Source organism: Youngiibacter multivorans (assembly GCF_017873395.1).
Classification (GTDB): Bacteria; Bacillota; Clostridia; order Clostridiales; family Clostridiaceae; genus Youngiibacter; species Youngiibacter multivorans.
The window spans coordinates 159165-177480 of the sequence record NZ_JAGGKC010000001.1 but is presented as its reverse complement, the minus strand read 5'-3'; the positions used below and the strand labels follow the sequence as shown (position 1 = coordinate 177480).

General features: G+C 41.0%; 16 protein-coding genes. All 16 read right to left on the bottom strand.

Annotation, left to right across the window (positions count from 1 at the left end):
• Positions 1-704: 704 nt before the first annotated feature.
• A complete protein-coding gene (locus J2Z34_RS00875) occupies positions 705-1532 on the bottom strand; it encodes a sugar phosphate isomerase/epimerase family protein (RefSeq protein WP_209457950.1) in 828 nt (275 codons plus the stop codon).
• A gap of 159 nt (positions 1533-1691) precedes the next feature.
• Entirely contained in the window at positions 1692-2120 is a 429-nt protein-coding gene (locus J2Z34_RS00870; RefSeq protein WP_209457949.1) for a secondary thiamine-phosphate synthase enzyme YjbQ, read from the bottom strand.
• Positions 2114-2977 (bottom strand): amidohydrolase family protein, encoded by an 864-nt coding sequence (locus tag J2Z34_RS00865; RefSeq protein ID WP_209457948.1) that lies wholly within the window; start codon positions 2975-2977, stop codon positions 2114-2116. Before J2Z34_RS00865 ends, J2Z34_RS00870 begins: the two co-directional genes overlap by 7 nt.
• A gap of 2 nt (positions 2978-2979) precedes the next feature.
• A complete protein-coding gene (gene frlC, locus J2Z34_RS00860; protein WP_209457947.1) occupies positions 2980-3804 on the bottom strand; it encodes a fructoselysine 3-epimerase in 825 nt (274 codons plus the stop codon).
• 13 nt (positions 3805-3817) lie between these two features.
• The gene (gene frlD, locus J2Z34_RS00855; RefSeq protein WP_209457946.1) at positions 3818-4612 is read right to left on the bottom strand and encodes a fructoselysine 6-kinase; all 795 of its coding nucleotides are present in this window, start codon (positions 4610-4612) and stop codon (positions 3818-3820) included.
• Positions 4613-4708: 96 nt separating this feature from the next.
• A complete protein-coding gene (locus tag J2Z34_RS00850) occupies positions 4709-6238 on the bottom strand; it encodes an FGGY-family carbohydrate kinase (RefSeq protein ID WP_209457945.1) in 1530 nt (509 codons plus the stop codon).
• Positions 6239-6349: 111 nt separating this feature from the next.
• Positions 6350-7168: a BtpA/SgcQ family protein gene (locus J2Z34_RS00845; RefSeq protein ID WP_209457944.1), complete on the bottom strand. Its 819-nt coding sequence runs from the start codon at positions 7166-7168 to the stop codon at positions 6350-6352.
• Positions 7169-7474: 306 nt separating this feature from the next.
• Positions 7475-8998 (bottom strand): amidohydrolase family protein, encoded by a 1524-nt coding sequence (locus J2Z34_RS00840; protein ID WP_209457943.1) that lies wholly within the window; start codon positions 8996-8998, stop codon positions 7475-7477.
• 2 nt (positions 8999-9000) lie between these two features.
• Complete coding sequence (gene frlD, locus J2Z34_RS00835) at positions 9001-9780, bottom strand: fructoselysine 6-kinase (protein WP_209457942.1); 780 nt, start codon at positions 9778-9780, stop codon at positions 9001-9003.
• Between the two features lie 139 nt (positions 9781-9919).
• Complete coding sequence (locus J2Z34_RS00830; protein WP_209457941.1) at positions 9920-10918, bottom strand: SIS domain-containing protein; 999 nt, start codon at positions 10916-10918, stop codon at positions 9920-9922.
• A gap of 141 nt (positions 10919-11059) precedes the next feature.
• Positions 11060-11788, bottom strand: coding sequence for a GntR family transcriptional regulator (locus J2Z34_RS00825; protein ID WP_209457940.1), 729 nt, complete (start codon positions 11786-11788; stop codon positions 11060-11062).
• Positions 11781-12530, bottom strand: coding sequence for a GntR family transcriptional regulator (locus tag J2Z34_RS00820; protein ID WP_209457939.1), 750 nt, complete (start codon positions 12528-12530; stop codon positions 11781-11783). The genes J2Z34_RS00825 and J2Z34_RS00820 overlap by 8 nt, the downstream gene beginning before the upstream one ends.
• A 180-nt stretch (positions 12531-12710) precedes the next feature.
• On the bottom strand, positions 12711-14063 hold the full coding sequence (locus J2Z34_RS00815) for an amino acid permease (RefSeq protein WP_209457938.1): 1353 nt from the start codon (positions 14061-14063) through the stop codon (positions 12711-12713).
• Positions 14064-14603: 540 nt separating this feature from the next.
• On the bottom strand, positions 14604-15791 hold the full coding sequence (locus J2Z34_RS00810; RefSeq protein ID WP_209457937.1) for a mandelate racemase/muconate lactonizing enzyme family protein: 1188 nt from the start codon (positions 15789-15791) through the stop codon (positions 14604-14606).
• 32 nt (positions 15792-15823) lie between these two features.
• Positions 15824-17011: a mandelate racemase/muconate lactonizing enzyme family protein gene (locus tag J2Z34_RS00805; RefSeq protein ID WP_209457936.1), complete on the bottom strand. Its 1188-nt coding sequence runs from the start codon at positions 17009-17011 to the stop codon at positions 15824-15826.
• 21 nt (positions 17012-17032) lie between these two features.
• A complete protein-coding gene (locus tag J2Z34_RS00800) occupies positions 17033-18316 on the bottom strand; it encodes a TRAP transporter large permease (protein WP_209457935.1) in 1284 nt (427 codons plus the stop codon).

Genomic DNA, 18316 nt, shown 5'->3' with positions numbered 1-18316 from the left:
ACCGCCACCTCAACTCCCGTTTATAAAAGCTAATGTGGCGATAGTTTGATCCTGCATTCTTGTTTAGTGTTATTTGTTACTTGGATGCCTCTTCTTTCAGTTATTCGGCTAAATGCTTTGATGTCTGTAATTGCATAGATTCTCAGCATGTTGGTTCCATGCATGTAGCCGACCCCTTACCCTGCTGCTTAACCAGAAATGGCTTATAATTAACAAGTCACATATCAAGGATGCTTCTTCAGATTGCAGTAGTCTCAAATCTGTTCTTACCATTTTCTTGGTTCTGTATATGGTAACATCATTAGCCTTGTATAATTTATAACTCTTTCATTTGCTTATCTAAACTGAAATCTTAAATTATATTAGGAGGCATCCATCCAACCAACAACTTTGAGCGCATGGAATTAACCTATGAGTATGCTAGCACAAGGTATAGATAAAGTTGAAAATAAGGGCTTATATAAAAAAGCAGGATGAACCGTTCCCTAAGTTTATGATGGTACCAATTCTCTCAATGAAAAAGCACTAGTAAAGTTCTATACTTAACCGCTACATCAAAAATATGAGTTAATAAGATAGATATGCATACCTTCAAAAAAAGAGAACCTTCCGATTCTCATTATACATATGATATAAACACCTGATTTTCTGTAAGAGTTAAACTCATGCAGGGGGGAGCACAATATTCTTCCCGGTGTCATCCACTATATATTCCGTTCATATTCTTCTAAATACTTAATGGACTTCCTGATTGAGTCATGAGGATCCATCCAGTAGATTGAATCATTGATTTCCAGTGACATATATCCTCGAAATTTATTCTTTTCAATATCGCTAAGATAATCTTTTACAGGATACTCTCCTTCTCCCAAAATCTGATGATTGCTGTCAGCCAGATGTATATGCACAATACGATCACCTAAAGCATGGAAGAATTCATCTACGGTATCACCAGACACTTCCATGGCAACCACATCCAAGCAGACTTTCAAATTCTCACAACCCACATCTTCAATCATCCGTTCAATATCCGCAAGTGAACATACCAGATTGCTTTCGTAAGGCTGCAGCTGCTCCAGCACAAGTTCCACATCATATTGCTGGGCAGCAATACAGATTTTTCTTATTGTATCTACCGCGTACTTCCAGGATACTTCTCTATCCAAATCTCTTAACCCACAACCGGAGTTTATGAATACCCTTTTCGTGCCCAATGAAGTAGCATCCTGAAACGCATCTTCAAAATACTTGATCGTACGATTTCGAACACTTTCACCTGGATGTGAAAAACTGTAAGGATAGGCCAGGGTTTCAGGTGTATATAAAATCACCTTCATCCCTTTATCTTCAATCTTCTCTCTAATCTTCTTAAGAACCCTGTTAGCTTCCTCCCTGCTGTAGTCTAAGCTGCAGTAATGGGGTATCGCTCCCCAGAACTCAATATTCTTCACACCACACTTTTCCATGGACTCCAGAAAATACTCAAAACTGTATTGAACATACTGAACACTTAAGACTGCAATATTCTCCATATAAAATCTCCTTGTATGAATGACTCAAAATTACCGCAGACTTTCCAGGTAAAGCAGAAGTTAATTGCCTTATCCCAGAAATATCGGAATCAACAGAATTTCTTATCCTTTCTTTAAGAGCAGAAAATCCAATAAAAGGAATCCTATAAACAAAATTTCCTATTCTCCAATTATGGTCACTGTGATGGTCCTGGACGCTGGTCCGTCGAACTCGCAAAAGTAGATGTCCTGGGCATCTCCCTTAGAGATAGTTCCATCTATTATCGGTAACACACAATGATTTCCTGTCAGATGGCTTTTCAGATGACCGGTAGGGTTTCCTGCAGTGGACCCATAAGAAGACAATATTCTTGCATGAGCATAGGGAAAATCCTCAGGAATAAGTCTGTCCAACATATCACTTAAGTCGCTCTCAAGACACTCCAGAGATTCATTCACAGTCACACCTGTTGTTGTATGTCTTGAAATCACATACATGATACCATTTCGAACCTTGGATTCTTTGCAAATCTTCTTAAGCTCGTCCGTGATAAGAATCCATTCGTTGTATTGTTTTGTTAGAAGTTTAATGAAGTGGTGCTCTACCATGCTAACGCCTCCTTCTCGCCCAGGAAAACAAGTGCATTCTGAGACATGATAAGTTCAAGTGTGGACGCTCGCAATCCCAGTTCTCCTATGGCTTTTGCCATTCTGATCTGTTCAAATCTTGGATTGTTGCTGCCAAACATGATCTGGTGCCTTAAGCTCCGATCAATCCAAGTAAGAGCCAAATCATGAGTAAAGACTCGCCTATAAAACTCCATGGCACTATCAAAATAAAGCAGCGCAGTATCTGTATAGACATTCCTGTACTTCAGCATCATAGCTGCAGTATCCTGGACCCATGGCCATCCAAAGTGAGCGAGGCAGATCCTTAAATCCGGATACTTCTGAGCTACCGGTTCAAATTCCAGTGGTTTGGAAAACTTCATTTCCGTATCATGCTCCAGAGATATTCCGCTGTGGAAGATAATCGGTTTATTATATTTCAGACAGATCTCATATAGCGGAACAAGCCTTTCATCCATCGGAAAAAGCTTAAGCTTGCTCAAATTAAGCTTAAGGCCACGTAATTTAAGCGTTTCGAATGCATTAATAAGCGCCTCACTTGCGTCTTCTCTATAAGGATCCACGCCTGCAAATCCAATGAACTTTCCTTGGGACTGCTCCACAAGTAAGGCAACTTCCTCATTGCTCACCACAGGACGTCCCTGTGATGAGCTGTAGTCACTGCCAAGGAGGCACAACTGGTCAAGTCCGGCACAGTTCATCTGGTTGTAGATATGTTCTAAAGGTGCTATTCCATTAAGATGGATATTTAACGACTCATGTCTGAATTCAAGGGTTGTCTCATCCTCACTAATCGGCTGATAAAAATCCGGATGGACGTGCATGTCAATAAACATGATTACCTCCTCTCCATCAATGCTCTTAATTGATCAATGGCTCTTTTCGCATATAGTCTTGGTTCATTGATATAGCTAGTCACAAGCTCAATCGTTGCAGCCCCCTCATACCCATAGGCTTCTATCTCAGACAGAAGCTCAGCAAGTGGTATATCCCCTTCTCCAGGCAGGTAATGTGTATCCTCTCCATTTTTCCCATCAATGATATGCATATGTCTCATCTTGTCCTTTAACAGATCAAAATAGGCCATGATGCTTTCTCCCTGGACAAAAGGAGGTACGATATCACACATTCCCACAACATAGGGTGAATCCACCTGATCGAACAATCGAGCCAGATCATTAGCACTTTTCACCACATTCGTCTCATAAGGAGTTAATGCCTCCACAACGATCGTATGCTGAATTTTCTCCGCATAGTCCGCCAATTCCCTTACCGTAGTCGTAAGCCTATGCCACATTTCATCATATCTTGTACCATAGCCTGCATGGGCTGGACTGATCATAGTGAACTCAGCCCCCATTTCCTTTCCCATATCCATACACAGCTTCAGGTATTCAACACAGTCTCTTCTCATGGCTTCAGTGCCACTCATAAAGTTGTAGGGATACGCATTGTGTTCCGGAGTATAGCCAAGAATTCGAACATCATATTTCTCAATCAAAGATTTGATGAGGTTGATGTCTCCATTCTTAAGGTCCGGCGCAAATGCATGAGGTCTTCCACCCCAAAGCTCAATATAGTCATAACCAAATCTCTTCGCATCAATAAATGCATGCTCCAATGGATTTCTCTGATAACCACTTGTAAATAATCCGATTTTCATATCATCCACTCCTCTACTCTGTCCATGGACCAAAAACACCAATTACTTCAGAAGCTAGTCGTGTTCCAGTTTCCTGACACTTTTCTATAGACATTCCATTCAGAACACCATATAAGTATCCAGCAATAAAACTGTCGCCTGCGCCTATGGTATTGACTACTTCACAGGGAAATACCCCATACTCGTAAAATTCTTTTCCATCATATACAAGGCTTCCTTTCTCTCCTAGAGTGGCAATGGCCTGTTTCATACCATTTGAAACTCTTTCTCTCAGAAAACCCTCTATGAACGGATCCCGCCCGGAATGATAGGAGAAGAATCCATAATCTACGTAGGGTTCTGTTATACGGATAATGGGATCTTCCATTCTGTCAGCATAGTCAAAGCTAAAGATTCCCTGGCTTTTCTTTCGAATTTCCCCAAGAATATTTTCAGCCTTCCCCCATAAGGCACTATGGATCAGCTCGTGCTTAGCTGCAAAACGGATGTCCTCCTCACTGAACTCCATATTCTCCAGTACACCTTCCATATACTCCCCATGAATTCTCTCACCATCTACCAAATCCATATAGGTTACTGCTGTCTTCCCTTCTTTTATGGTAAGGTGTGACAGGTCAAGACCCAGTTCGTTCAATGTACGAACCACCAGCTTCCCATGCTCGTCCGTTCCTGTGGTGCTGATCAAGGACACATTCATCCCCAGCTTTTTCATATTCACACCGGTATCCACAACATTTCCAGTAGGATACCACCTTCCAAGTCTCTCATAATAATCTATGCAATTATCCCCGATCATTGCTGCTCTCATACTTAACTCCTTTTACTCCATTTGATCGACTTCCATGCTGTTCCGAAGATATGGTACCCTCGGAAGCCTGTTCCAAGTGACAGTTATCTTGAGACTCTATTTCTCCAGATCATTTACCATATGCATGAGATCTTTGTTTCTTAAGTAAAGCTCATCGAAAATTCTCTGGTATCCCTTGTATATTTCATGCTTCTCGCTGTCAGGCTTATATATTTTCCCTTTTTTGATTAGTTTGGATATATCTTCATAGCTTTTAAAAAACTGAATCCCCATCGCGGCCATCATGGCATCTCCAAAAGAGGCTCCGATTGTAACTGCAGCTGTAGCTATTTCTTTCCCTGTTATATCAGATACCATCTGAATCCATTCAGGATTTCTTGTGCCACCGCCAACAGCCATAATCGCATTTATCTTCACCTTGTGTTCTTCGAAAATCGAAAAGTGCTGTCCAATGGAATATCCTATGGATTCCAGTGCAGACCTGTAGAGGTGCTTTTTTGTATGTTTCAGTGTTAAACCAAAAATCATTCCTCTGGCAAATGGGTCGTTGAGAGGTGTCCGTTCTCCGGCGAAATAAGGCAGTGTAATCAGTCCCTCTGATCCGGCAGGAATTTCGCCTACACCCTCCATCATCAATTCATATGCATTCAGTCCAGTCTCACGCTCAGATTTCAGGCAGTCCTCAAAAAGATTGTCCCTGTACCACCTTGTGATTGTTCCTGCTGCATTTGTACCGGCAGATATGTCGTAAGTATTTGGAATGATAAACTCCTCGCGCCAAATCCTGTTATCGTTTACAAGCCTGTCAGTACAAAGAATCATATATAGACTTGAACCAAACATCAGCATCATATCTCCAGCCTGAAGTACTCCTGTGCTGATTGCTTCCGCACCTGCATCATCCGTCCCGACTATTACCGGTGTCCCTTCAAAAAGACCCGTTTCAGCAGCTGCCTTCTCAGTGACATAACCTGCGATGTCAATGGTGTTCATCACTGCTGCAAGCTGGTCTGGTCTGCAGATTGGCTCGCATGTTCTCTCATTGGGGGATCCATCTCTGTGATAGAGCGGATTAAAGGACGCAAGTCCTAAAAACCTGTCCACAGTATAATTACCTGTCAGCTTTGCTGTAATGTATGAAGAACCAGTAAGATACTTATACGTTTTGCGGTATACTTCAGGTTCATTGTTTTTGATCCACAGTATCTTGGGCATGACATCAGAGGAACATAATGGCCGTCCAAACCACTCAATGATCTGATCCTCTCCCCAGTACTCTGTAAGCCACTTCATTTCCTCCACCGCACGGGAATCTATTCCATACAGAATAGCTTTCCGAAGTGGAACACAGTTTTCATCTACTGGAAGACAATCAGCTCCCAGTGCACTCGCACCAACAGCCTTGATCTGTTTAGGGTCAATATCTGACTTCTCAAGAAGCGCTTTCGATATCTCACAGAAATCATGCCACCACACTTTTTCCGCATCATGCTCAAAGTGGTTTGGTTTTGGATTCTCCATGCCATGAGCCGCTGAATGACTTGCTATGATATTAAACTCTTCATCAACAAGCACTCCTTTACTTTCGTAAGTGCCCGTATCTATCCCAATAAAATATGACTTCAAGATGCTCCCCCTTGTAACTGATGTGATTCCAATGCAATCTCCACTATGCACTCTTCAAAGTCTGTTCCCTTGAAACATCTATCTGCGGAAATGCACACGTCTTTTCATTATTTACAGCTCTGAAATTTTTCTATATTCCCTAACTGCTTCCATGAGTTTAAGAACACGTTCTTTGTCTACGGAATTAAATAGATAGCCATCATATTTAAAATAGGTGCCAATTACCGCAGCATCAGCATATTGAAGCTTTTCACTGACAGTATCTGGACGTACTCCTGTGTTGCAAAGCACTGCGGTTTCTTCTGAGGCTTCTTTGACCAGCTTCATCAGTTCAGAATCTACCTCTGCACCGGCAGCTGAAGCCGAGATGCAAAAGCCATCCGGTTTTGCCTTAAAAATGAGTGATTTCGCAATGCTGCTCAATTTTCTTGTGTCCAGATTTACGTCTGATTCAGGATTCAGAAAGTAAAGCATCTTCAAATCATCAAGCTGCAACGCTGCCTTTCTTCGTAGAAGCTGAGAAATATCATTATTGTAAAGTCCTCCATCTCCCACATATACGCCACTGAACGTTCCACGGACAAAGTCCGCATTTACAGCAGCCGCAAGTTCTATTGTAGCCAATCCATCAGATATGCAGTCGACTCCAAAAGGCACATGAATCTCACTCATCAGCTCACCGATGACTCTCGCCATTGCGGCAGGCGTAATAAAGCTCATTTTTCTCTCGTAGGGAAGGCTAAACTCATTAGATATGAGAATACCGTCTACTCCTCCCTCCTGTAGAGCTTTCAAATCTTGCATGGCATACTTTACGACTTCTTTCATAGAATCCCCATGTTTAAATAGTGGATCTCCTGGTAATGGCTTCAGATGCAGCATCGCGATAATTGGCTTTTTCACTTTAAATAACTTTTCAGTCCATAACATATCAGCACACTCCTAGCTATACAAATTGATATTAAAGTATACCATCAAGGGTATTGCAAATCGAATGAGTATTTTAATTAGAGGTTTCTCAACTATTTTCATGAGGGGATAGTTCAAGTACTTTCAAGAAATTCAATTTATCGTGCATTCTGACAGCTCTTAAATTCTTTCACTTTACTCCCATTTTGTTTCTCTATCCGCTTATGAATCTTTCTAGATTACACAGATGATATTATTCGCTTCCCTGGAACAAGAAGCCTTCTCTCCTATTGAATAATCTGGGAAAATCAATCATAAGGTGAATTTTCAGTATGTACCAAGGTCCTTTTGAAAGGCAATTTCTCCTCTGGAAATCGTCAGCAGCACTTCAGCATCCCGAACCGTATCGTAAGGTTCACTCAGAAGATTCCTGTCATAAATCACCAAATCAGCTTCATAGCCTTCCTGGATTTTTCCAAGTTTCTCCTCACTTCCATAAAGGTTTGTAATTCCACCTTGTGTCCAAGCCTTAATCAGCGATTTCCGATCCATGGCATTCTCCCCCACAAATGGTTCATCTGAAGCACCAAGAAAAGCACCACATCCATGATATATGGATTCCGGAAGACTTGGGAAAAGCAGAGGCAGATCTGTCGCACAGGAGATTGTCACTCCTTCTGAAACCATAACCCTTCGGTTCCAGATTTTATGGTACTCGTCTCCCGCATGTCCTTTTATCTGCTCAATCTTTCCATTCCAGTCCTCATAAATACTCTGTATCTGAGGGTAGATTTCCGCCTGTATCCCTAGTTCAGTCATTTTCCTGAACTCCTCATGCTCTCCCATCTCAAGATCTGTCATGCTGTGTCTGTTAATAAGTTTTCCGCTCTCATCCTTTTTCATGGTAGCGAAAATTCTCACCGCTTCCTCCACTGCCTTTCCGCCCTGGGCATGAAGAGATACTGCAAGATCCTTCTCATCCGCTTCTTTTACCAGAGTATACGCCTTCGTATAGTCCGGCATGGTACGCACAGAATAATCCTTTCCCAGATAATTGTTTTTAAGATGTGCTTCCTCCTGAGACATGGACCCATCCAGCATCATGTTAAAGCCATAGAACCGAAGATCACTGTTTTGATACTTCTCCTTCATCTGAACTCCCCAGGATATATCCCAAGGTTTTGCTACAGGCTGGCTCACAACGGACATTCTTATAGGAAGACCCATCTTTACCCGATACATCTCCAGAGACTCCAGATAGCCAAATCCTTGATCAAAAATGATCTCTTTGACAGAAGTTACACCTCTTGAAAGAAGTTTCTTTGAATGGTTCTCATAAGCCGTCAAAAAAGGCTTTTCATCTTTCATGGCTTCTTCAATGAGATGCACACATCCTTCCATTGTCACAGATCCTGTATGGACCGCATAACATCTCTCCGCTTCCTCATTGACCAGCATCTCTTCAAAGGACTCATGGTAAATGACTATTGGGTATTCATTGGGAAGTGGTTTGTGACAAATCGTCCGAAAGGCTCCCTCACTGACATTTCTGCCAAGAAGCAGCTTCTTATCAGTACGGTTCATAATATCAAGCATCAGTTCCTCCGCACCAAATCCATTAAAGTCCTCGCCATACTCCTGAAAGTACTTCCCCATAAAGAAGCAGTGAGTATCCACAAGCCCTGGGATAACCATTCCCTCCTCAAAACTTAAGTACTCTGCTCCCTGCATCTCATCTTCTTGAGGTACACCTTCACTTACCTTTACAATATTTCCATCGGAGACCACAAGATACCCATTAAGAAGCCCCTCTTCTGTAAAAATCTGTTTGCATCTAATAATTTTTTTCATTATTACCAAGCTCCCACATAAGCCAAAGTAACACTGCTGTTTTTAGCTCCCTGTTCCATAGCCTTCTGTATTGGATAACCTTCCATGATCGCCTTCAGAAAACCTGCAATATAGCTGTCTCCCGCTCCCATGGAATCCCTTACTTCGCAAGGCACAATTCCAAACCTGTGAAATCTTCCATCGTAAGCTATGCTGCCATTTTCACCCAAAGTGACTATTACAATTTTAGGCCCTTTAGCCTTTTCCCTTACCATAAACTGGAGAAGATCATCCGTCTCCACTTCCGCTGCAAAGAAGGCATAATCCACATAGGGAATGGCTTCCTCCTTTATGGGATCATCCAGTTTTGTTGCGAAGTCAAAGGCGATCACATTGCCAAGGCGTTTCAGTTCAGGCAGTCTCCCATGGATCTTCCCCCAGATACCACTTACAATGAGATCATGTCCTGAAAGAAATTTAATATCTTCCTCTGTGAGGTCAAAGTCCGCCATGATCCCTTCATCATAATCCCCAAAGACCCTCTCTCCATCCACAAGTTCCACCTGTGTAACGGCAGTTGATCCTTCTTTGACAGATACATGGGAAATATCCACACCCTTTTCAGAAAGGGCATTCGTGAGAATCTTTCCATATTCATCGTTTCCCACAAAACCTACATATGAGGACTCCACCCCAAGCCTCTTCAGATATACCGCCACATTGACTGGATTCCCTCCTGGATAACCTGTCTTCAGGTTCGCATAATAATCAATGCAGTTATCTCCAACCGTTGCAATTCTCATTTCTTTCCCCCATTTAACTACTTTCAAATACTTTAATGTATCATCCATACAAACTGTTAGAGTCATAAAGAACTGCTTCCTGCAGTTCTTTATGACATCATTATATAGATTTTATCAGTAATGTTTGTATTTCGCTTTCTTAGTAATTAAGTTTTCTGTAGTACCTTCTTATTTCTATAGGATGGCAGTTGATCTTCTCAAGATGCGCATCAATTCTTCTATTTACTGCCATCATCACCAGATGGGAAATATGTCCTCTGAAGCGCTGGCTGATTCCTTCAAGCGGATAATCTTTAGTGTCAATAAAGGTGCAGTTTCCGCAAATCCTAGGAAGGAAAGCTTTGACCCTTTCAGCAAGAGGTCTCTGGCTGTCTTCTCCTAAAAACAAAGTAACATTGGTATCTCTGTCTATAATTTCCAGTGTGCCATGCAGAAATTCCGCGGCATGAATAGACTTTGTCCTAATCCAGTGCTGTTCTTCCCAATAACACATAGCATAAGAATATGTAGCCCCCATCTGATTTCCTGCGCCAACAAAATAGTGCATTTCGTCTTTATGATGCTTCTCAGCAAAGGCTTTTCCAAACTCATCAGCACGTTTTTCAACATCTACAAGAGCGGCAGGCAAATGTGCATCCAGCTCTTTATATAGAGCCTCATAATCCTCAAAATCTCCTCGATGCCACATAAATCTGTCGGCAAGCATGAAGAACTTCAGCTGTTCATTCATCGGATAGATTACCACATAATCAGCAAGATCTCCCATTGGCGTGTTTTCTTTGTCTATAAATCCTATGATTCTAGCGCCAACATTTTCTTTAATATACTTGAGCGCAACAAGAACCTCTTCTGTTGTTCCACTGACAGAAGAAAACACAACAACAGAGTTCTTGGTTAGCGCTCTATTACCCGTTGTCATATATTCAGCAGCATGTTCAACAAAAGTAGGCATGGCACTGAATTCTTTAACATGCTGCACTACCTGCATACTGGAAGCATACGTGCCCCCGATCCCCAGAAAGAAAATATTATCATACCCTTCTTCGGTGACTTTATCCACTATATTTTCAATCTCCTGACGCTTTTCCAATGCCCCTTTAAAACTTTCAAACCACCAATTTTCATCAAACTTTAACATGATTCCCTCCTGATGCTATACATTTTAATTTATTTTTGTACCACAAAAACATACTACCATAAACACTTGCCCTAATCAACAAGTTTATCAATTATTGTACCACTGCTGGGATTAAACAAGCCTGGTAATCCAGGCCTGTTCCTAGATTCGAAAATCTACACTATAGTCACTCTTTCCGCTACGGGTATAACTTCTTGTAAACTCAATAATCCGCCCCCGATCATCATAGCTAGTACATTCAAATAAAAGTACCGGAGCATCCTCTTCCTCTTCAAGAATCTTGGCATCCCGCTGGTTCAATTTTGTAATGTCCAATGTCTGTATTGCTTTCACCAGATTAATTCCATAGAACTCATAGATTTCATATATTGAGAAAACAGTTAAATCAATTCCGTGGAACTTGGGAACTAAATATTCTGGAATAAAGAGTTCTTCAATCGAAACTGGTTCAGTGTTGTTATAACACGTACGACGGATATAATTTATCTGATCTTCTTCCTGGATACCGAAAAGATCCGCAAAAAGTTTCCCTGCTGGCCTTGCATTCTTCTGAAGTATCTTAAATTTCGGATTCGCATTTTTGGATTTCATCACCTGGGTGAACCCTTCCAGTATATCCAGATTCCTTTGATAAATCTTTCCTACGACAAAAATTCCTTTCCCTTGAACTGACCTCAGAAGACCTTCCTTGATCAAAGCTTCAATCGCGCTTCTCACCGTCATCCGGTTGATTCCATAGGTATCTGCAAGTTCATTTTCCGAAGGAATCGCCATTCCCGGCTGATATTCACCCTCTTCAATTTTAGTTCTTATCACTTCTCTGAGCTGTAGGTATATTGGAGACGAATAAGTAATCTCCTTCTCATCCATTCTGCATTTCCTCCTGACTCTTTTTCACAAGTATACTCGAGAACTTCATCTTGTCTGGCCGTACGACTGATCTGAAGTACTCAACAGGCCGGTCTTCTTTGTCTTCTGCCGTTCCGCTGATGAAGAAAAGCGGGGATTCATAAGTAACTGATAGCAGCTCTGCCTCTTCCTCTGTTGCATAGGTTAATGTTAGTTTTTCCTGCCCCTTTACAATATCAACTCCATATACATCCTTGAGCGTTTTGTATAATGAGACTTCCTCAAAATCATACTTATCAATTCCCTCAAAACGCTGATATTCTATAAAGCTCGTTTCAAGGGCAAATGGCTCATTATCAATAAGTCTCACCCTAAGCATCTGAAATACCTTTGTCCCCAAAGGCAGCTTCAGCTTTTTCATGATCTGCTTATTTGCTTCAATTACAGAAGCATGAATAACTTTACTTGAAATCTCCTTACCAAATCCTTTCACAAGTTCTGTAAGTGAATCAAGGTTGTTAAGATTCCTGACTATTTTGGGTTCCTGCACAAAATTACCTGATCCTGTTACCTTATACAGCTTCCCTTCATCAATCATTCTAATAATGGCCGCCCTCAAGGTAGATCTGTTAATATTGAACAGTTCGCTTAGTTCACGCTCTGATGGTAACTTATCATGTGCTTCAAGGTGATTTACTTTTATATAATACTCCAGTTCTTCCTGAGCCTCATTTCTTGATTTGCTTTTTCCCAGCTCTTCCATTTGCCTACCTTCTTTCCAATATCATATTAAAAGTATATCATACTTTTTTTCTGGATGGCCATTTCTATACAAGCTTTCATGAAACATGGCCACTTTATTGATCCTTCCAATAAAAAAGCACAGCAGAACATGCAATGTTCCACTGTGCAATTCCGATTTTACTGATATTTGATAAGTATATCAGCTTATTGCTTGCTCTGATTTCTTATTCCAATAATGGTATACTGGAAGCCCTGTAACAATAATTACAACAGCTGCAACAAGTCCTGGAATTGGTGCCCACAGGAATGTTGAAACAATAAGTGTTCCAGTTGTTACCATTGCCATAAGAGCCATGAATCTCCATGCTGGAGCTTTCCATAATGGATTGTAACTTGCCTTCTTGCGATGGATAAAAATTGTACCGAAAGTAAGGAAGTTCTTAACCAGTGCCACTAACGTGAAATACCCGAGAAGCTCTGTGATGTTGGATGCGAAAATCAGGATAATACCCATTGCGCACTGAACCAGAATCGAGAAGTATGGTGTTTCCCACTGTGGATGAACCTTTGCAAAGGATTTGAAGAATAGTCCATCTTTTGCCATGGCATATTCCATTCTTGGCTGGAACATTATACAGCTTGACAAGGATCCTATTATTACAATAATCGCCATTACTGCCACAAGGTTACTCGCGGCTCCGCCTATACCAGGAATCTTGGATACCGCCAATGCAACCGGTGCATCAGAACCTGCCAGGTCTCCTATAGGTGTAAGTCCTGTGATCACGGTGGATAGTGCTGTATAAAGAACGATTATAAGAAGTACTGAAATTATCAGCGCCTTAGGCATGGTTTTCTTCGGCTCTTTAATTTCACCTGTCATATAGCAGACAGCACCCATACCGTCATAGGACCAGGTAGTAGCAGAAATCGCTGCCAATAGTGCAAGGATACCCATTGGTGCACCAGCAACAGCCGGAGCGCTTATGAGATCACCCTTCACATAGAAAAGACCGAGTCCGATCAGAAGAGCAAAGGGCAGAATCTTAAATGCTGTAATGAATGTCTGGAACTTTCCGCCGCCTTCAACAGAACGCAAATGAATTGTCATGAACAAAAGCACTAAGACGGTGGCTGTTATTTTGATCATTATTCCTGATATGCCCAGGAAGTAAGCCATATAGTTTGCAATAGCCAATGCCATTATTGAAATAGATGGTGGGTCTGTTGCCCAGAAGCTGATCCAGCCTACAAGGAATGCCATAGGCTTTGATCCTGCTTCTCTGAAATATACATACTGACCACCATTTTCTGGATATGCGGTGGCTAGTTCTGCATAGACAAGGTTAGCTGGAATATTTATCAGACCACCGATTAAAAATGCCAGTATAGTTATGATTGCTGATCCCGCAGCACCTGATACCTCTCCAACGGACGAGAAAATACCTGAACCAACTGTTGTACCGACACTGATTGCCACTGCTGCACTCAGGCCAAGCTTTCTCTTAAGTTCAGTTTTGTAAGCCTGATCAAGTTCTTGTTCGATATTCATTTTAGTCCCCCCTGATTTAATCACCATTCTCCCAGAATGCTCTCCGGAAAGCATCCAGCATTATGGCATTTGAAAGATTAATTCATTAAATATGAATTGTACATCTTTCAGAAAACTCTTATAAGATAAACCGTACTAAAATCAGCATTTTATTTGCTTGATTTTATTTTATACATGTTTCCTTATTTTTGAACCATCTTCAATATAGCATTCATAAAATCCTTCGTCAATAGTTCTATTTAAACTTTTACATTCAAAATCAAAAGTCATTTACATCCCGTAATAACAGCAGATCCAAAATACCGACACGAGGGGAGTATACAGAACCTTCTTGGTAAGGACTGGCAGAATAGTGAAATCCAGGAGATAGTGTTTCCAGAAAGAGAATATTAGCATGCATACTAGGTTATTCATACGAAAACCACTACTTACTTGAATGCAAAATGTACCATGTAAAGTAAATTTCAGAGTTACTTCACAGGTACATTATGTTGCATACTGTCAGCTTACTAAGCTGACCAATGTTGTTATGATAATGGGTTATTTTACGGTATATACCTCAGCATTTGCAATTGCTTCGTCTGTAAGTTCATTACCTATACCAGGTAGCTCTGGAACTTCATAGTATCCATTTACTGGCTGATAATCATACTTGCACAGCTTTATATTTTCATCCATCAAAGCAGACTGGTGATGTTCATGAATTACAAAATTAGGTATTACTGCTTCAAGCTGTAAGGCTGCAGCAATAGTTATCGGACCTCCACAGATATGAAGTTGAACTCCTATATCATATGTATGGGCCATATCACAAATCTTTTTACCTTCAGTTATTCCACCGGTATTGCATAGGTCTGGCTGTATTATAGCTAAGGATCTATCCTCAAAGAATGGTCTATATCCCCATCTTGTGTATATTCTCTCACCACTTGCCATTGGTATCTTTACATTATTTGATATCTCTTTAAACAGATCTGAATTAAGTGGCTGTGTAGGCTCTTCATAGTAGAAGCACCTATACTTCTCTAATTCTCTACCAAGCTGTATGGCTGTATTTGTATCTGTAAGTGAATGTAGTTCGATAATAATATCAAGATCTGGACCACACGCCTCACGGATAGCTGCGATTCTATCAACAGCAACTTTCAACTGCTTATTCTCAAGAAGTCCGTAGTTGCTCCAGCTCATCCATACTCCCTCTTCGTCAAATCCAACTGGATCTACCTTTACACAAGTATAGCCTTCAGCCATTGCTTTTTTTGCAGCCTCTGCATAGTCTTCAGGCTTTGAAAGCGGTCTGCATTCTTTGCCCCAGTCAAACTGTATCTGACTAGCATATGCTCTAAGCTTAGTGTTTGTCTTGCCACCAAGTAGCTGATAGACAGGAACTCCAAGTTTTTTACCTTTGATATCCCAAAGTGCTATGTCTATAGCGCTCATTCCAGAAAAAATTATTGTTCCACCGCCCATTCCCCAGAAAGTTGTTCTCTGAAGCTTATACCAAATCGCTTCAATATTCATAGGGTCCATGCCAATAATAAGTTCAGCAAAATCCTTGATCATGCCAAATGCTGCTTCAGTACCACAGGTGTAAGCAACTCCAGCCTCACCGAAACCACTTATTCCTTCATCAGTATTGATTCTGCAGAAAACTGGGTTCCAATGTGCACCCTTAACTGATGAAGCACCTCCATTTGATTTGATGACATCAACACTTGTAATTTTCATAACTCTACAACTCCTTTTTATATTGTATATTATTACTTTACTGTTACTATCATTGGAGATTTTTTCATGGTGTACTCTGAAAGTTCTTGCCCTATACCTGGTCTGTCAGGAATCTCATAGTATCCATTCTTGGGCTGATAATCGTAATTGCATAGTTGAATATTGTCTTCAACAAGTGCCATCTGGTGATGTTCATGAATTACGAAGTTAGGTATAACCGCCTCCAATTGCAATGCAGCTGCTGTAGATACAGGTCCACCACAAACGTGGATTTGGACTCCGATATCGTATACATGAGCCATATCACAAATTTTCTTTCCTTCAGAAATTCCTCCTGTATTGCACAGATCTGGCTGTATTATTGATATTGACCTATCTTCAAAAAACGGTCTAAATCCCCATCTGCTATATGATCTCTCGCCTGTTGCCAGTGGGATTTTAACTTCCCGGTTGATTTCCTTGAATAAGCTCGAGTTTAGCGGCTGTGTTGGCTCCTCATAATAGAAGCATCTAAATTTTTCAAGCTCCCTTCCAAGTTGAATAGCAGTATTTGTATCTGTAAGTGAGTGAAGTTCAATTATTATATCTAAGTCAGGACCACCTGCTTCTCTGATGGCTGCGACTCTTTCAACAGCAATCTTTAACTGCTTGTTTTCAAGAAGTCCATAATTACTCCAACCCATCCACTTGCCTTCAAGATCATATCCAATTGGATCAACCTTTATGCAATTGTATCCATCTGCAATGGCATCTCTTGCTGCCTGAGCATACTCTTCAGGTTGTATGAGGTTTTTACTCTGCTTTCCCCAACCGAACTGTATCTGGCTGGCATAAGTTCTTAGTTTACTGTTTGTTTTACCGCCCAGGAGCTGATATACGGGGACACCCAGAGCCTTGCCTTTTATGTCCCAAAGTGCAATATCAATGGCACTCATCCCTGAAAAGATTACTGTTCCGCCACCCATTCCCCAAAATGTAGTCCTATGCAACTTATTCCATATCTGTTCGATGTTCATAGGATCCATTCCAATTATTAATTCGGCAAAATCAACGACCATACCAAATCCAGCCTGACTAGCGTTAGCGTACGCCAATCCAACTTCACCTATTCCGCTAATACCAGCATCTGTATTTATCTTCACAAATACAGGATTCCATTTGTAACCGCTATCGGAATCTTTAGTTGGAGCTTTGATTACATCAACACTTACAATTTTCATTTATTTCACCCCTCTAGTTTTCTATCTACCTAGTAATTGCAATATACCTATTGATGTTGCCGGAATATATGTGACTATCAGTAGTGCAACAAACATCGCGACAATGAAAGGCAATGCTTTCTTAACAATCTTATCCATTGGAATCCCAGTCATACCAGATGCAACAAATAAGTTACCGGCGACAGGTGGTGTGACAAATCCAATTGCCAGGTTGATTGTCATAAGCAGTCCAAAGTGAACCGGATCAACTCCATAAGGTCTCAATGCTGTTAGGAGAATTGGAGAGAATATTATGTTTGCAGCTGTTGTATCAACTATCATTCCAACAAATACAAGGAATACATTGACAATTAAGAGTATTACTATCTTATTGGTTGATAGAGCGAATAGCATTGTTGTGAGTGCACGTGGTACTCCAAGCAGTGCCAATACAGCACCAAGAGCAGCGGCAGGAGCAAATGTAAGAAGTATTCCTCCAACAAACGAGGTGTTCTTGATAAGCATTGGAATAATATCATTCCACTTAAGTTCTTTATAACCATATATTCCTACAAGAATTCCATAAGCAGTAGCAACTACAGCAGCTTCAGTTGGTGTGAATATGCCACCGTATATTCCTCCTAGTATGATTCCTGGCATAAGTAATGCCCATTTAGCATCCCAGATTGCTTTACCCATTTCTTTAAGTTTGAATGGTATACCATTTCCTAAGTATCCAGCCTTATTGGAAAGAAATATATTAACTAAAACTAGCATAAAGCCAACTAAGAATGCTGGACCTATTCCTGCTAAGAAAAGATCACCGATAGAAGTGTTTGTTGCTACTCCATATATTACCAAAGGTATACTAGGTGGCATAATAATTCCAAGTCCACCTGCAACTGCTGACAGACCGGTCGAATAGGTTCTGTCATACCCAGCTTTAACCATATAAGGAATCATTATTCCACCTATTGCTGCAACTGTTGCAGGGCCTGAACCTGAAATTGCCCCAAAAAAAAGACATGCTATTACAGTTACGGTTCCGAGGCCTCCAGTAGTATGGCCAACCATTTTTTCCGCGACGTTTACTAGCCTTTTCGATAGGCCTCCTGTTTCCATAACAGCACCTGCAAGCATGAAGCAAGGAATAGCAGTCAGAGGCAGTGACTCAAATCCGGAATACATGGATTGTGCCAAAAACCCTAAGTTTGTAGTGCCAAAACCAAATACTATCGCTATCATACCAAGTCCAAGAGAGATTCCTACTGGTACACCAATAGCTAGAAGTGTAAAAGCTACTATAAATAATACTGCGGTCGCCAT

Excerpts from the sequence above, each read along its gene's own strand:
- J2Z34_RS00875 (WP_209457950.1), bottom strand. The coding sequence starts at position 1,532 with ATGGAGAATATTGCAGTCTTAAGTGTTCAGTATGTTCAATACAGTTTT.
- J2Z34_RS00870 (WP_209457949.1), bottom strand. The coding sequence starts at position 2,120 with ATGGTAGAGCACCACTTCATTAAACTTCTAACAAAACAATACAACGAA.
- J2Z34_RS00865 (WP_209457948.1), bottom strand. The coding sequence starts at position 2,977 with ATGTTTATTGACATGCACGTCCATCCGGATTTTTATCAGCCGATTAGT.
- frlC (WP_209457947.1), bottom strand. The coding sequence starts at position 3,804 with ATGAAAATCGGATTATTTACAAGTGGTTATCAGAGAAATCCATTGGAG.
- frlD (WP_209457946.1), bottom strand. The coding sequence starts at position 4,612 with ATGAGAGCAGCAATGATCGGGGATAATTGCATAGATTATTATGAGAGA.
- J2Z34_RS00845 (WP_209457944.1), bottom strand. The coding sequence starts at position 7,168 with ATGTTATGGACTGAAAAGTTATTTAAAGTGAAAAAGCCAATTATCGCG.
- J2Z34_RS00840 (WP_209457943.1), bottom strand. The coding sequence starts at position 8,998 with ATGAAAAAAATTATTAGATGCAAACAGATTTTTACAGAAGAGGGGCTT.
- frlD (WP_209457942.1), bottom strand. The coding sequence starts at position 9,780 with ATGAGAATTGCAACGGTTGGAGATAACTGCATTGATTATTATGCGAAC.
- J2Z34_RS00830 (WP_209457941.1), bottom strand. The coding sequence starts at position 10,918 with ATGTTAAAGTTTGATGAAAATTGGTGGTTTGAAAGTTTTAAAGGGGCA.
- J2Z34_RS00825 (WP_209457940.1), bottom strand. The coding sequence starts at position 11,788 with ATGGATGAGAAGGAGATTACTTATTCGTCTCCAATATACCTACAGCTC.
- J2Z34_RS00820 (WP_209457939.1), bottom strand. The coding sequence starts at position 12,530 with ATGGAAGAGCTGGGAAAAAGCAAATCAAGAAATGAGGCTCAGGAAGAA.
- J2Z34_RS00815 (WP_209457938.1), bottom strand. The coding sequence starts at position 14,063 with ATGAATATCGAACAAGAACTTGATCAGGCTTACAAAACTGAACTTAAG.
- J2Z34_RS00810 (WP_209457937.1), bottom strand. The coding sequence starts at position 15,791 with ATGAAAATTACAAGTGTTGATGTCATCAAATCAAATGGAGGTGCTTCA.
- J2Z34_RS00805 (WP_209457936.1), bottom strand. The coding sequence starts at position 17,011 with ATGAAAATTGTAAGTGTTGATGTAATCAAAGCTCCAACTAAAGATTCC.
- J2Z34_RS00800 (WP_209457935.1), bottom strand. The coding sequence starts at position 18,316 with ATGGCGACCGCAGTATTATTTATAGTAGCTTTTACACTTCTAGCTATT.